The sequence below is a fragment of the Amycolatopsis dongchuanensis genome (assembly GCF_039542405.1).
In the GTDB taxonomy this organism is placed as follows: domain Bacteria; phylum Actinomycetota; class Actinomycetes; order Mycobacteriales; family Pseudonocardiaceae; genus Amycolatopsis_E; species Amycolatopsis_E sacchari.
Window position 1 is genome coordinate 19,080 of sequence record NZ_BAABIB010000162.1, and the last position, 12,686, is coordinate 31,765.

Sequence of the window (12,686 nt, forward strand, 5' to 3'; positions counted from 1 at the left end):
CGATGCTCACCACGATTCTGGTCGCCAACCGGGGCGAGATCGCCCGCCGCGTGTTCCGCACCTGCGCGGAGCTGGGGCTCGGCAAGGCCGCGGTGTTCTCCGACGCGGACGCCGGCGCCCCGCACGTGCGGGAGGCGGACGCCGCGGTGCGCCTGCCCGGCGACGCTCCGTCGGACACGTACCTGCGGGCGGACCTGCTCGTCGAGGCCGCGAAGGCGGCGGGCGCGGACGCCGTGCACCCCGGCTACGGCTTCCTGTCGGAGAACGCGGTGTTCGCGCGGGCCGTGCTCGACGCGGGGCTGACGTGGATCGGGCCGCCACCGGCCGCCATCGAGGCGATGGGCTCCAAAGTGGAGGCCAAGCGGATCATGGCCGGCGCCGGGGTGCCCGTGCTGGCGGAGCTGGACCCGGATCGCGTCACCGAGGCCGACCTGCCCGTGCTGATCAAGGCCTCCGCCGGGGGCGGCGGACGCGGCATGCGCGTCGTGCGGGAGCTGGACGAGCTGACCGGCGCGGTCGCGAGCGCGCAGGCCGAGGCGGCGTCGGCGTTCGGCGATCCGACGGTGTTCTGCGAGCGGTACCTGGAAACCGGGCGGCACATCGAGGTCCAGGTGCTCGCGGACACGCACGGTACCGTGTGGACGGTCGGCGAGCGGGAGTGCTCGATCCAGCGGCGGCACCAGAAGGTCGTCGAGGAGTCGCCGTCCCCGCTGGTGGACGAGCCGATGCGAGCGGCCTTGTTCGAGGCCGCGCGCAAGGCCGCGCAGGCGATCGACTACGTGGGTGCCGGCACGGTCGAGTTCCTCGCTACGGAGAACGGCGAGTTCTTCTTCCTGGAGATGAACACCCGCCTGCAGGTCGAGCACCCGGTGACCGAGCTGGCGACGGGGCTGGACCTGGTGGCGTGGCAGATCCGCATTGCCGAGGGCGCGGCCCTGCCGCCCGAACCGCCGTCGCCGAATGGCCACGCGATCGAAGTGCGGCTCTACGCCGAGGATCCGGCCGCCGACTGGCAGCCCCAGACCGGGACCCTGCACCACTTCGCGGTGCCGGGCGACGTGCGCGTGGACAGCGGCGTCGAGGACGGCTCGGCGATCGGCGTGCACTACGACCCGATGCTGGCGAAGGTCATCGCGTGGGCACCGACGCGCGCGGAGGCGGCCCGCAAGCTCGCGGCGGCGCTGGCCGGGGCGGAGATCCACGGCGTGCGCACCAACCGCGACTTGCTGGTGAACGTGCTGCGGCACCCGGAGTTCCTGGCGGGCAACACCGACACCGCGTTCTTCGGCAGGCACGGGCTGGACACGCTCGCGGCCCCGCTGGGCGACGAGCGCCTCGCCGCCGTCGCGGCGGCCTTCGCCGACGCGGCCGCGAACCGCGCCGGAAAGCGCATTCCCGGCGGCTGGCGCAACGTCCGGTCGGCGCCCCAGCGCAAGCGCTACGCCGTGGGCGGCCGCGAGTACGAGGTCGCGTACACCGGCAACCGCGTCGGAGGCGAGGACATCACGCTCGTCCACGCGACGCCGGAGCGGGTGGTGCTGGACGTCTCCGGAGTGCGGCGGAGCTTCTCCGTGGGCCGGTACCCGGGGCTGGTGTGCGTCGGCCCGGTCTCGCTCACGCCGGTGCCGCGCTTCACCGAACCCGGTTCTGCGCTGGTGGCGGGTTCGCTCGTCGCGCCCATGCCCGGCACGGTGCTGCGGATCGCGGTCGAACCGGGGGCCGCGGTGTCGGCCGGGGACCCGTTGCTGTGGCTGGAAGCGATGAAGATGGAGCACCGGATCACCGCGCCGGCCGACGGCGTGGTGGCGGAACTGCCCGTGTCCGTGGGACAGCAGGTCGAGGTGGGGGCCGTGCTGGCGGTAGTGAAGGAGCAGCAGTGAGTTTCGAAGAACCCGAGGAACGGCAGGCGCTCCGCAAGGCCGTCGCCGAACTGGGCCGCAGCTACGGCCACGAGTACTACACGAAGCTGGCCCGCAGCGGCGGGCACACCACGGAACTGTGGAACGAGGCCGGGCGGCTGGGTTACCTCGGGGTCGCCGTGCCCGAGGAGTACGGCGGCGGAGGCGCGGGAATCGGTGACCTGGCCGCGGTGTGCGAGGAGTTCTGCGCCGCGGGCACGCCGATGCTGCTGATGGTGGTGTCCCCGGCGATCTGCGCCACGGTCATCGCCCGGTACGGCACGGACGCGCAGAAGAGCCGCTGGCTGCCGAGGTTCGCGACCGGTGAGGCGCGGATGTCCTTCGCCATCACCGAACCCGACGCCGGGTCGAACTCGCACCGCATCACCACGACCGCGCGGCGTGACGGCGGGGACTGGCTGCTGTCCGGGCGGAAGGTGTTCATCTCGGGCGTGGACGAGGCCGAGGCGGTGCTCGTCGTCGGGCGCACGGAGGACGCGAAGACCGGCAAGCTCAAGCCCGCGTTGTTCATCGTCCCCACCGACGCGCCCGGGTTCGAGTACCGGCAGATCGAGATGGACCTCGTCTCGGCGGACAAGCAGTTCGGCCTGTTCCTCGACGACGTTCGCCTGCCGTACGACGCGCTGGTCGGGTCCGAGGACGCGGCGCTGGCGCAGCTGTTCGCGGGGCTCAACCCCGAACGCATCATGGCCGCGTCGTTCTCGACCGGTGTCGCGCGGTACGCGCTGGACAAGGGGGTCGAGTACGCGAAGCAGCGCAGCGTCTGGGGTGCGCCGATCGGCAGCCACCAGGGGCTCGCCCACCCGCTGGCGCAGGTCAAGATCGAGCTGGAGCTGGCCCGCCTGATGACGCAGAAGGCCGCGGCCCGCTACGACGCGGGTGACGACTTCGGTGCCGGCGAGGCGGCGAACATGGCGAAGTACGCCGGTGCGGAGGTCGCGATCAAGGCGGTGGACACGGCGATCCAGACGCACGGGGGCAACGGGCTGGCGTCGGAGTACGGCCTGGGTACGCTGCTCGGGGCCGTGCGCGTGGGCCGCATCGCGCCGGTCAGCAGGGAGATGGTGCTGAACTTCGTCGCACAGCACTCCCTCGGCCTGCCGAAGTCCTATTAGGAGGATGGTCCTGAGTACGCCTGGGCGTGAGCCGCAGCAGGAGCGGAGCCGCACCACCCGGCGGCGGTTGCTGGAGGCGTCCGTCGCCTGCATCGGGGAGCTCGGGTGGAGCGGCACGACCGTCGCGGTCGTGGCGCAGCGGGCGGGGGTGTCGCGGGGCGCGGCGCAGCACCACTTCCGCACCCGCGAGGACCTGGTCACCGCCGCCGTCGAGTACCTCGGCGAGGTGCAGCTCACCCAGTTGAGGGAGCGTGCCGACGAGCTGCCGCCGGGGGAGTCACGCATCGAAGCGGTCGTGGACATGCTGCTGAACCTCTACACCGGGCCGATGTTCCGCGCCGCGCTGCACCTGTGGGTCGCCGCCTCGACCGACGACGCCCTGCGGGCCGCACTGGTCCCGCTGGAGGCCAGGGTGGGCCGGGAAGCGCACCGGGTGGCGCTGGAACTGCTGGGCGTGAGCGAGGACCAGCGGGGAGTGCGCGAGATGGTCCAGGCCACCCTCGACCTCGCCCGCGGGCTGGGCCTGGCGAACCTGCTCAGCGACGACAGCCGCCGCCGCGAAAGGATCATCCATCAGTGGGCGCGGGTACTGGATTCGACCCTCCCGGAACCGGGTAGCGCTGAACCAGGTGACGCGACACGAAAAATATCCGGGGCCGCGCGCTAACACGAATGGAGCAGCGCGCGATAACCTGGTGTACACAGTTTCTTCCCGAGGGGGTTGATACCGGTGGCCGAAGACGAGTTGTCCCATCGCGCACTGGCGATGCTGCGGGCCGTCGCGGAGGGGCGCGCGGTGATGACGAGCAGCTGCGAGCCGGACCTGTTCATCGACGGGGTCCCGTGCTGCGACCAGATGACCGCGCACACCCTGGCGCACCGGGGTTACCTCGCGGTGGGCGCCGACGGCCGCACCGCCGAGCTGACGCCCGCCGGGCGCTCCGCGCTCTCGGTGACCGTCGCCGCCTGAGCCTGGTTCAGACCAGCCTGCGCCTGCCCAGCACGGCGTAGAGCCCGCCGGCGAGCGCGAAGCCCACGAAGAACGTGATGTCCCCGATCGCCGGCACGGCCTTCGGCACCGGCCCGGTGTAGAGCGACTGGTTCGCGAACAACGCGATCGACACGACGGCGCCGACGAGGAACGCGCCGAGCCCCGCCCAGCCGCGGCGGCTGCGGTCCGCGAGCAGTCCGGCGGTCTCCCGCCCGCGCCGCAGGTACTGGTCGGCGAACACGACGCCGAGCCACGGCGCGATCCAGTACGCGATCACCAGCAGGAAGTGCTCGTACGCCGCCCCGGCGTCCGACAGCCCGGCCCAGGCGAGCGCGAACCCGACCGCGCCGAAGCCGAGCGCGACGATCGCGCGCCGCCACGCCAGCGGCAGCCGGATGCCCAGGCACAGGAACGCCAGCGCCCCCGAGTACACGTTGAGCGCGTTCGCCGCCACCGCGCCGAGCGCGATCGCCAGCAGGGTCACCGCCGAGAGCCAGCCCGGCATGTGCCCGGTGAACGCCGCCGTCGGGCTCTCGTCCCCGCCCGCGCCGCCGATCGTCGCCGACGCCGCGCCCGCGGCCATCAGCACCGTGCACGACAGGAAGAGCCCGAGCGCGGCGTACCAGCCGACCGCGCGGCCACGCACCGTCGACGGCAGGTACCGCGTGTAGTCCGCCGCGTAGGGGTTCCAGCCCGCCGCGTAACCGAACGCGGCGCCCATCGTGAGCAGGAAACCGCCCGTGCCCCCGCCGCCACCGGCGGCACCCGGGTGGGCCTGGGTGAACGTGTACACGGTCGCCACGAGGAAGATCACCGCGAGCACACCGAAGATGTACTTCTCGTACGCCTGCACGAGGTTGTGCCCGAAGAACGCGATGCCGATCTGCAGCACCACGACGATCACCAGGCAAGCCAGCACGGGCAGCCCGGTGAGCGTGTTGAGCGCGAACGCGCCGCTGACGCTGTTGACCGCGAACCAGCCGATGCCCGCCGTCACCGACATCAGCGCGGCGGGCACGAGGTTGCCCCAGTAGCCGAAACCCAGCCTGCTCAGCACCATCTGCGGCACGCCGTGCTTCGGCCCGCGCGCGGACAGCACGCCGTGGGACAGCGCGCCGAGCGCGTTGCCGAGCGCCGCCGCCAGCAGCGTCTGCCAGAAGCTCAGCCCGAACGCCGAAACCCCGAGCACGCCGACGAAGATCGTGGCGAACTCGAGGTTCGGCGAGGACCACGTCCAGAACAGCTGGCGCGGCCTGCCGTGCCGGTCCGCCGCCGCCACCGGTTCGATGCCGCCGGGTTCCACCGCCACGACCCGGTCGCCGTACTCACCGGGCCGCACTTCCGCCGATGCTGGGGTCACTGGTCGGGTCGCTGCCATGCGAGCACCGTAGGTGCCGGATGTTTCGGCCGCGTTGCGCCGCCGTCAGGCAACGGTGATCACGTCCAGTTTTTCGTGCAGGTACTGCGATGCGACGACCGGCGGGTACTCGCGGCGGCCCAGCGGCGGCGCGAGCGACTCGATCAGGGCGTCGTGATCGGTCTCGTAGAAGAAGATGAGCGACACCAGGTCCTCGTCCGGCGCGGTGGCGTGGGGCGGCAGGACGCGGTGCCGGGTGGAGCGCCACCGGTCGCCCGTCCAGCGGGCCATCAGGTCGCCGATGTTGACGGTGAACGCCGCCGGGTCGTACGGCGCATCCTCCCACTCGCCCTCGGCCGTGTACACCTGCAACCCGCCCACACCCGCTTCCCGGTCCAGCACCGTGACCGTGCCGAAGTCGGTGTGCGGGCCGATGCGGAACTGGTCCGGCGCGGGCTCGCCGACGTGCGTCATCGGCGGGTACCAGTTGATGTTGAAGGTGTACGTGGGATGCGTGGTGTGGCGGGTGAAATGCCCGGTTTCGAGGTCCAGTGCGGCGGCGAAGATCGTGAGCAGCTCGTCCGACAGCGCCCGCATGCGCGCCATGTACTCGCGGGCCGCCGCGGCCAGCCCGGGCACCTCCGCGGGCCACACGTTGGGCTGGAACCAGAACTCGTCGACCGCGGGCACGCCCACCGGGTCGTCCGCACCGGCCGAATAGGACTCCTTGAGGTCCGGCGGGGTCTCGGTGCCCTCGGCGTAGCCGTTGGCCTCCACGCCCGGGGGCAGCCAGCCGCGGCCGCCGACCGTGACCGCGTACCGCTGCTTGACCTCCTTCGGTAGCGCGAAGAAGGCACGGGAGTACTCCCGTGTCCGTGCCCGCAGCTCGTCCGGGACGCCGTGCCCGGTGATCAGCAGGAAGCCGGAGTCCCGCAGTGCGGCGTCGACGCGGGCGGCGACACCGGCCCGGTCGTCGCCGGCGAACCAGGGGGACAGGTCGATCAGCGGAACCGAGCCCATGTGCCGCTCCTAGGAAGAGGTGCCGATGTCTTCGAACCACAGTTCGGGGCGCTGCGCGATGAACTCCGTCATGAGCGCGACGCAGTCCGCGTCGTCGAGGACCGTGACCCGCACGCCGTGCTCCGCGAGCCACTCGTGGCCGCCGGAGAAGGTCTGCGCCTCCCCGATGACCACATGGGGAATGGTGAACTGCCGGACCAGTCCGCTGCAATACCAGCACGGCGAGAGCGTGGTCACCATGATCGTGTCGCGGTAGTGCGGCCGCCGCCCCGCGTTGCGGAACGCGCTGGTCTCGGCGTGCATCGACGGGTCGTCGTCCTGCACCCGCCGGTTGTGGCCGCGGCCGAGCAGCTGACCGTCCACAGTGAACAGTGCCGCGCCGATGGGCACGCCGCCCTCGGCCTTGCCGAGGACGGCTTCCTCACGGGCGACGGCGAGCAGGGCGGCGGGGTCGAGATCCATCCGCTCACCCTAGAGCAACAACGCGCGGATGTCGGCCACCAGCAGGTCCGGCTGCTCCATCGCGGCGAAGTGCCCGCCGCGGTCGTGCTCGGTCCAACGCACGATGTTGTTGTCCCGCTCGGCGATGCGGCGGATGGGCAGCGTGATGTCCTTGGGGAACACCGAAACCGCGGTCGGCGTGGGGGAGGGCTCCAGCGGCGTGCGCCAGAGCGCGCCGGACTCCTGGTAGAGCCGGGCCGAGGAGCCCGCGGTGCCGGTCAGCCAGTACAGCATGACGTTCGTCAGCAGCTGGTCGCGGTCGACGGCGTCCTCGGGCGAGTCCGCCGAGTCGGTCCAGTCCCGGAACTTCTCGGTGATCCAGGCCAGCTGGCCGACGGGGGAGTCGTGCAGGGCGTAGGCCAGCGTCTGCGGGCGCTGGGACTGCAGGACCGAGTACCCCGACAGCTCGCGCTGGTAGCGCAGGCGCGTCTCGAACCGGCGCCGCTCGTCCTCGGTCAGCTCCGCCGGGTCGAGCTGGCCGCCGGGCAGCATCGTCAGGTGCACGGCCGTGACGTGCTCGGCGTCGAGCCTGCCCAGCTCCCGCGTGATGAGCGCACCCCAGTCACCGCCGTGCGCGGCGTAGCGCCCGTAGCCCAGGCGCCGCATCAGCTCCGCCCAGGCGCGCGCGATGCGGTGGACGCCCCAGCCGGGCTCGGTGGTGGGACCGGAGAAGCCGTAGCCGGGCAGCGACGGCACCACGACGTGGAAGTCCGCCGACAGCGGGCCGAGCACCTTCAGGAACTCCACGACCGAGCCGGGCCAGCCGTGGGTGAGCAGCAGCGGCAGCGCGTCCGTGCGGCCGGAGCGCACGTGCAGGAAGTGCACGCGCTGCCCGTCGATCTCGGTCGTGAACTGCGGGAACTCGTTGAGCTCGCACTCGTGCCGCCGCCAGTCGTAGCCGTGCCGCCAGTGGTGCGCCAGCTCCTTCAGGTAGCCCAGCGGCACCCCGGAGCCCCACCCGGAGCCGGGCAGCCCGGCGGGCCAGCGGGTCAGGTCGAGGCGGGTGTGCAGGTCGTCCAGCTGCTCCTGCGGGACGTCGATGCGGAAGGGGTCCATGGGCCTACCGTAGATCCCCGCGCCAGAGGTTACCGACCGCTTAGTATGTGCTGTACCGTGTCCGTCGTGGCAGTGGTGCTCCCCGGCTCAGGCAGTGGCGGCTCAGACCGTCGCGCCGAGCATGCGCAGCACCAGGTCCGCGTACTCGCGGCCGAGCGCCTTCGGCGTCTTGCCGGCGCGGTCGCTGTACCAGCGCGCCACGTCCACGCCCAGCGACAGCACCGCGCGGGCGGCCGTCCGCAGGTCGCTCACCGTGAACTCGCCCGCCTTGACGCCGTCGGCGATCACGTCGCGCACCAGGTGCTCGATGCGCCGCCGCAGGTCCGCGACGACGGCGTACTGCTGCGGCGGCAGCGCCTGCAGTTCGTACTGCACGACCCGCGCCACGGTGTGCCGCCGCGCGTGCCAGGCCACGAAGTCCTCCACGATGCTGCGCATGCGCTCCCGCGGGCTGTCCGGGCGCGCGGCGACGCTCTCCACGAGGGTCAGCGTCTGCTCGTGCCCGCTCTTGCTGATCGCGAACAGCAGCGCGGCCTTCGACGCGAAGTGCACGTACAGCGCGGCCGGGCTCATCCCGGCCGCCGCGGCGATGTCGCGGGTCGTGGTCGCGTGGTAACCGCGGTCGGCGAACGACTCGACGGCGGCCAGCATGAGCCGGCGTGCGGCGTCGGGCTGGACCTCGGGCCACAGTTCGGCGGACAACGAGACTGTCATTCTCTGATCCTCCCAGGATCGGACCGCGACTAGTGTAAGCGGGCGCTTAGTGCCCGGGAGTTTCGAACAGGAGTTGGTCAGTGAACTCTCTCAAGGACCGCGTCGCGATCGTCACCGGGGCGAGCCGGGGCATCGGCCTCGGCATCGCCCGCGAGCTGGTGCGGCGGGGCGCGAAGGTCTGCGTCACCGCCCGCAAGCCGGAGCCGCTGGCCGAGGCCGTGCGGGAGCTGGGCGGTCCCGGCGTCGCGATCGGCGTGCCCGGCAAGGCCGACGACGCCGCGCACCAGCAGGAGGCCGTGACCAGGACCGTGGAGGCGTTCGGCAGCCTCGACCTGCTCGTCAACAACACCGGGATCAACCCCGTCTTCGGCCCCATCACCGATATCGACCCGGCGGCGGCCGCGAAGATCCTCGGCGTCAACGTGCTGGCGCCGCTGTCGTGGATCCGGCTCGCCCGCGACGCGTGGATGGGCGAGCACGGGGGAGCGGTGGTCAACATCGCGTCCATCGCGGGCCTGCACGCCTCGCCCGGCATCGGCATGTACGGCGTGAGCAAGGCGGCCCTGATCCGCCTGACCACCGAGCTGGGTGCCGAGCTGGGTCCGGGGATCCGCGTCAACGCCGTGGCGCCCGCGGTCGTGAAGACCCAGTTCGCGACAGCGCTGTACGAGGGCCGCGAGGAGGAGGTCACGGCGAGCTACCCGATGAAGCGCCTCGGTGTCCCGGAGGACATCGCGGGCGCGGTGGCGTTCCTGCTGTCGGACGAGGCGAGCTGGATCACCGGCCAGACCCTCGTGCTCGACGGCGGCGTGACCCTGGTCGGTGGCCTGTGAGCACCGAACTGAACGGTGCCGGTGTCGTCATCACCGGCGGTGGCGGCGGGATCGGGAGCGCGCTGGCCCGGCGGTTCGCCGCCGAGGGCGCGCGGATCTTCGTCGCGGACCTCGACGGCGACGCCGCCGCGGCCGTCGCGGCGGAGGTCGGTGGCGTGGCGCTCGGCGTGGACGCCGCGTCCGAGGCCGGGGTCGGGCAGCTGATCACCGCGGCCAAGGCGGAGCTGGGCACCATCGACCTGTTCTGCGCCAACGCCGGGATCGCCCCGCACGGCGGCGCCGACGCGCCCGAGGACGTGTGGGCGCGGGCGTGGGACGTCAACGTCATGGCCCACGTGCGGGCCGCGAAGCTGCTGCTGCCCGACTGGCTCGACCGCGGCAAGGGGCATTTCCTGGCCACCGTGTCGGCGGCGGGGCTGCTCACCGTCCTCGGTTCCGCGCCGTACGCGGTCACCAAGCACGGCGCGCTGGCGTTCGCCGAGTGGCTCAGCGCCACCTACCGGCACCGCGGCATCACCGTCCAGGCGATCTGCCCGCAGGGCGTGCGCACGAACATGCTCGCGAGCACCGGCCGCGCGGGCGAGCTGATCATGGGTGCCTCGGCGATCGAGCCCGAGCAGGTCGCGGACGCGGTGCTGGAGGCGTTCACCGACGACCGGTTCCTGATCCTGCCGCACCCCGAGGTCGCCGGGTACTACGCGGCGCGCGCCACGGACACCGACCGCTGGCTGGCCGGCATGAACAAGCTGCAGCGGAAGGTGGAGCAGGCGACGGGGGAGTGAACGCGGGTCAGCGCGGGGCGTGGCGCTCCAGGAACGCCATGATCTCGGCCGGGTCCTCCAGCGGCAGCGGGTAGCGCAGGAGACGGTCGAGCCCGAGGCTCTCGTAGTCCGCGGGCCGTCCCGTCGTGCCGATCGGCATGAACGTGATTTCGAGCCTGCCCAGGCGGGCGGGCCGCTCGACCTCGGTGGCGGCCTTCGCCAGCCCGGTCAGGTGCCGCTCCAGGTCCCGCGGCGACGAGCCGTTGCCGAACCAGCCGTGCCCGCGCGCGACGGCACGCCGGAACGCGGCGGGACTGTGCCCGCCGATGACGACGCGGGGTTCGCGGGCGGGGCGCGGATGCGCGTCCACGCCCGAGAACGACACGTGCTCGCCTTCGTACGCGGGTCGCGGGTCGAGCCACAGCGACCGCATCGCGTCGAGGTACTCGTCGGTGCGTCGGCCGCGTTCGGACATCGGCACGCCCACCGCGGCCAGCTCCGGCTCCAGGTACCCGGCGCCGACGCCGAGCAGCAGCCGCCCGCCGCTGAGCGCGTCCAGGCTCGCGACCTGCTTGGCCAGCACGACGGGATTGCGCTGCGGCAGGATGACGATCCCCGTGCCCAGCTCGATCCGCTCGGTCACCGCCGCGACGAAAGCCAGGTGCACCAGCGGGTCCAGGATGGGATCCGCCGGGTCCATCGGGGTGTCCGGGGTGCGCGGGCTCGGCACGACGACGTGCTCACCGGCCCACCACGACCCGTACCCCAGCTCCTCCGCGCGCCGCGCGAACCGCAGTGTTTCGGCGCGTGCGTGCGCCGCCTTGGCGTTGAGCCCGAAGATCCCTGTTTCCACGCCCCGATCCTGACCCGCCGCGCCGCTCCCCGTCCAAGACCGGTTCGCATAACCTCGGGTTATGGATGTCCGGGTCCAGGACCTGCGCTACTTCGTCACGGTCGCGGAGGAACTCAGCTTCACCAGGGCCGCCGAAGCGCTGTTCGTCTCGCAACCCGCGCTGAGCAAGCAGATCGGCAGGCTCGAGACGGCGCTGCGCGTCAAGCTGTTCGAGCGGGAGCGCCGCGCGGTGACGCTCACCCCGGCGGGACACGCCCTGCTGCCGCGGGCGCGGGAGGTCATCGGCGCCTGGACCGCCGGGCAGCGTGAGGTCGCCGAGGCCGCGGCGCGGGAGCGCGACACCCTCACCATCGGCTTCCACACGTCGATCGGGCGCGGGCTGGTGCCCGGGACGACCGCGCGCATGCGGGAGGTGCTGCCCGGCTGGCGGCTGCTGTTCCGGCAGGTGTCGTGGCAGGACCCGACCGGCGGTCTCGGCAGCGGCGAAACCGACGTCGCCGTCCTGTGGCTGCCCGCGCCGGCCGGGTACGAGCACAAGGTCGTCAGCACCGAGGACCGGTGGGTGGGGCTGCCGCGCGGGCACCGGCTCGCCGGTCTCGACGTGGTGCCGTTCGGCGAGCTCGCGGACGAGCCGTTCGTCGCGCTGCCGGGATCGGCCGGGCCGATGCGGGACTTCTGGCTGGCGGCGGAACAGCGCACCGGTCCGGCACGGGTGGCGGTGGAGGTGGAGACCGCGGAGGAGGCGTTCGAAGCCGTCGCGGCGGGCACCGGGATCATGCTCGTCGCGGAGGGCAACGCGGAGGTGTACCGGCGGGACGACGTGGTGACCCGGCCGGTGTCCGGGCTGCCACCCGCCGAGCTGGCCGTGCTGTGGCACGAGGGGGACTCGCGCGAGGCGGTCCGCGTGTTCACCGACGCGTGCCGCCGCTGTCTCTGCGACCGGCCGTCCCCCGGCGCGCGCTAGCCTTGGCCCATGGCACGCCCCGCCGCCGAGGACTCGGTACCGCGCCGCCTGCTCGCGGCCGCCACGAAGCTGTTCGCGCAGCGGGGGTACGACCGCACGTCCGTGCAGGAGATCGTGGCGGCGGCCGGCGTCACCAAGGGCGCCATGTACCACTACTTCGACTCCAAGGACGACCTGCTGTCCGAGATCTACGGCCGCATCCTGCGGCTGCAGACCGAGCAGCTGGAGAAGGTCGCCGCCACCGAGGCGCCCGTCGCCGAGCGGGTGCGCCAGGCGGCGGTGGACGTCGTGGTCAGCACGATCGGCAACCTCGACGACATGACCATCTTCCTGCAGTCGATGCACCAGCTCGGCCCCGAGAAGTACCGGGCGGTCAGGGCCGAGCGGCGGCGCTACCACGAGCGGTTCCGCTCACTGGTCGAGGAAGGGCAGCGCGAGGGCGTGTTCCGCGCCGACAAACCCGCCGGCATCGTCGTCGACTTCTTCTTCGGCGCGGTGCACCACCTGAGCGTGTGGTACCGCGGGGACGGTGAGCTCTCCGCACGCCAGGTGGGCGACCACTACGCCGGACTGCTGCTGGCCGCGCTGCGGCCGGAGTAGCT

General features: G+C 72.5%; 14 protein-coding genes. 8 read left to right on the plus strand and 6 right to left on the minus strand.

Annotated elements, in window-relative coordinates; all coding sequences use genetic code 11:
• Positions 1-2 precede the first annotated feature (2 nt).
• From ABFX51_RS37020 to ABFX51_RS37035, 4 genes are all read left to right on the plus strand, one after another.
• The gene (locus ABFX51_RS37020) at positions 3-1,880 is read left to right on the plus strand and encodes an acetyl/propionyl/methylcrotonyl-CoA carboxylase subunit alpha (RefSeq protein WP_346056583.1); all 1,878 of its coding nucleotides are present in this window, start codon (positions 3-5) and stop codon (positions 1,878-1,880) included.
• A complete protein-coding gene (locus ABFX51_RS37025; protein WP_346056584.1) occupies positions 1,877-3,034 on the plus strand; it encodes an acyl-CoA dehydrogenase family protein in 1,158 nt (385 codons plus the stop codon). The genes ABFX51_RS37020 and ABFX51_RS37025 overlap by 4 nt, the downstream gene beginning before the upstream one ends.
• 4 nt (positions 3,035-3,038) lie before the next feature.
• The gene (locus ABFX51_RS37030; protein ID WP_346056585.1) at positions 3,039-3,701 is read left to right on the plus strand and encodes a TetR/AcrR family transcriptional regulator; all 663 of its coding nucleotides are present in this window, start codon (positions 3,039-3,041) and stop codon (positions 3,699-3,701) included.
• Between the two features lie 99 nt (positions 3,702-3,800).
• Complete coding sequence (locus tag ABFX51_RS37035) at positions 3,801-4,004, plus strand: hypothetical protein (protein ID WP_346056609.1); 204 nt, start codon at positions 3,801-3,803, stop codon at positions 4,002-4,004.
• A 7-nt stretch (positions 4,005-4,011) separates the two neighbouring features.
• On the opposite strand, the gene ABFX51_RS37040 is transcribed toward ABFX51_RS37035, so the two are convergent.
• The 5 genes from ABFX51_RS37040 to ABFX51_RS37060 all read right to left on the minus strand — a co-directional run bounded on the left by ABFX51_RS37040 (position 4,012) and on the right by ABFX51_RS37060 (position 8,673).
• Positions 4,012-5,403: a purine-cytosine permease family protein gene (locus ABFX51_RS37040; protein ID WP_346056586.1), complete on the minus strand. Its 1,392-nt coding sequence runs from the start codon at positions 5,401-5,403 to the stop codon at positions 4,012-4,014.
• A gap of 45 nt (positions 5,404-5,448) precedes the next feature.
• The gene (locus tag ABFX51_RS37045) at positions 5,449-6,402 is read right to left on the minus strand and encodes an isopenicillin N synthase family dioxygenase (RefSeq protein ID WP_346056587.1); all 954 of its coding nucleotides are present in this window, start codon (positions 6,400-6,402) and stop codon (positions 5,449-5,451) included.
• A gap of 9 nt (positions 6,403-6,411) precedes the next feature.
• The gene (locus tag ABFX51_RS37050; protein WP_091503833.1) at positions 6,412-6,864 is read right to left on the minus strand and encodes a nucleoside deaminase; all 453 of its coding nucleotides are present in this window, start codon (positions 6,862-6,864) and stop codon (positions 6,412-6,414) included.
• 9 nt (positions 6,865-6,873) lie between these two features.
• Complete coding sequence (locus ABFX51_RS37055) at positions 6,874-7,959, minus strand: epoxide hydrolase family protein (RefSeq protein WP_346056588.1); 1,086 nt, start codon at positions 7,957-7,959, stop codon at positions 6,874-6,876.
• Between the two features lie 102 nt (positions 7,960-8,061).
• Positions 8,062-8,673, minus strand: coding sequence for a TetR/AcrR family transcriptional regulator (locus tag ABFX51_RS37060; RefSeq protein WP_091503836.1), 612 nt, complete (start codon positions 8,671-8,673; stop codon positions 8,062-8,064).
• A gap of 80 nt (positions 8,674-8,753) precedes the next feature.
• Here ABFX51_RS37060 and ABFX51_RS37065 point away from each other — a divergent pair, with 80 nt between their 5' ends.
• Positions 8,754-9,506 (plus strand): SDR family oxidoreductase, encoded by a 753-nt coding sequence (locus tag ABFX51_RS37065; RefSeq protein WP_346056589.1) that lies wholly within the window; start codon positions 8,754-8,756, stop codon positions 9,504-9,506.
• The gene (locus ABFX51_RS37070) at positions 9,503-10,288 is read left to right on the plus strand and encodes an SDR family oxidoreductase (protein ID WP_346056590.1); all 786 of its coding nucleotides are present in this window, start codon (positions 9,503-9,505) and stop codon (positions 10,286-10,288) included. Before ABFX51_RS37065 ends, ABFX51_RS37070 begins: the two co-directional genes overlap by 4 nt.
• Positions 10,289-10,295: 7 nt before the next feature.
• Here ABFX51_RS37070 and ABFX51_RS37075 read toward each other — a convergent pair whose 3' ends face one another.
• Positions 10,296-11,120, minus strand: a complete 825-nt coding sequence (locus tag ABFX51_RS37075) for a TIGR03619 family F420-dependent LLM class oxidoreductase (RefSeq protein ID WP_346056591.1) — start codon at positions 11,118-11,120, stop codon at positions 10,296-10,298.
• 61 nt (positions 11,121-11,181) lie between these two features.
• Here ABFX51_RS37075 and ABFX51_RS37080 point away from each other — a divergent pair, with 61 nt between their 5' ends.
• Both ABFX51_RS37080 and ABFX51_RS37085 read left to right on the plus strand, forming a co-directional pair.
• The gene (locus ABFX51_RS37080) at positions 11,182-12,084 is read left to right on the plus strand and encodes a LysR family transcriptional regulator (protein WP_346056592.1); all 903 of its coding nucleotides are present in this window, start codon (positions 11,182-11,184) and stop codon (positions 12,082-12,084) included.
• 9 nt (positions 12,085-12,093) lie between these two features.
• Positions 12,094-12,684, plus strand: coding sequence for a TetR/AcrR family transcriptional regulator (locus ABFX51_RS37085; protein WP_091503844.1), 591 nt, complete (start codon positions 12,094-12,096; stop codon positions 12,682-12,684).
• The last annotated feature ends 2 nt before the right edge of the window (positions 12,685-12,686 follow it).

Excerpts from the sequence above, each read along its gene's own strand:
- ABFX51_RS37020 (WP_346056583.1), top strand. The coding sequence starts at position 3 with ATGCTCACCACGATTCTGGTCGCCAACCGGGGCGAGATCGCCCGCCGC.
- ABFX51_RS37030 (WP_346056585.1), top strand. The coding sequence starts at position 3,039 with ATGGTCCTGAGTACGCCTGGGCGTGAGCCGCAGCAGGAGCGGAGCCGC.
- ABFX51_RS37035 (WP_346056609.1), top strand. The coding sequence starts at position 3,801 with ATGCTGCGGGCCGTCGCGGAGGGGCGCGCGGTGATGACGAGCAGCTGC.
- ABFX51_RS37040 (WP_346056586.1), bottom strand. The coding sequence starts at position 5,403 with ATGGCAGCGACCCGACCAGTGACCCCAGCATCGGCGGAAGTGCGGCCC.
- ABFX51_RS37045 (WP_346056587.1), bottom strand. The coding sequence starts at position 6,402 with ATGGGCTCGGTTCCGCTGATCGACCTGTCCCCCTGGTTCGCCGGCGAC.
- ABFX51_RS37050 (WP_091503833.1), bottom strand. The coding sequence starts at position 6,864 with ATGGATCTCGACCCCGCCGCCCTGCTCGCCGTCGCCCGTGAGGAAGCC.
- ABFX51_RS37055 (WP_346056588.1), bottom strand. The coding sequence starts at position 7,959 with ATGGACCCCTTCCGCATCGACGTCCCGCAGGAGCAGCTGGACGACCTG.
- ABFX51_RS37060 (WP_091503836.1), bottom strand. The coding sequence starts at position 8,673 with ATGACAGTCTCGTTGTCCGCCGAACTGTGGCCCGAGGTCCAGCCCGAC.
- ABFX51_RS37080 (WP_346056592.1), top strand. The coding sequence starts at position 11,182 with ATGGATGTCCGGGTCCAGGACCTGCGCTACTTCGTCACGGTCGCGGAG.
- ABFX51_RS37085 (WP_091503844.1), top strand. The coding sequence starts at position 12,094 with ATGGCACGCCCCGCCGCCGAGGACTCGGTACCGCGCCGCCTGCTCGCG.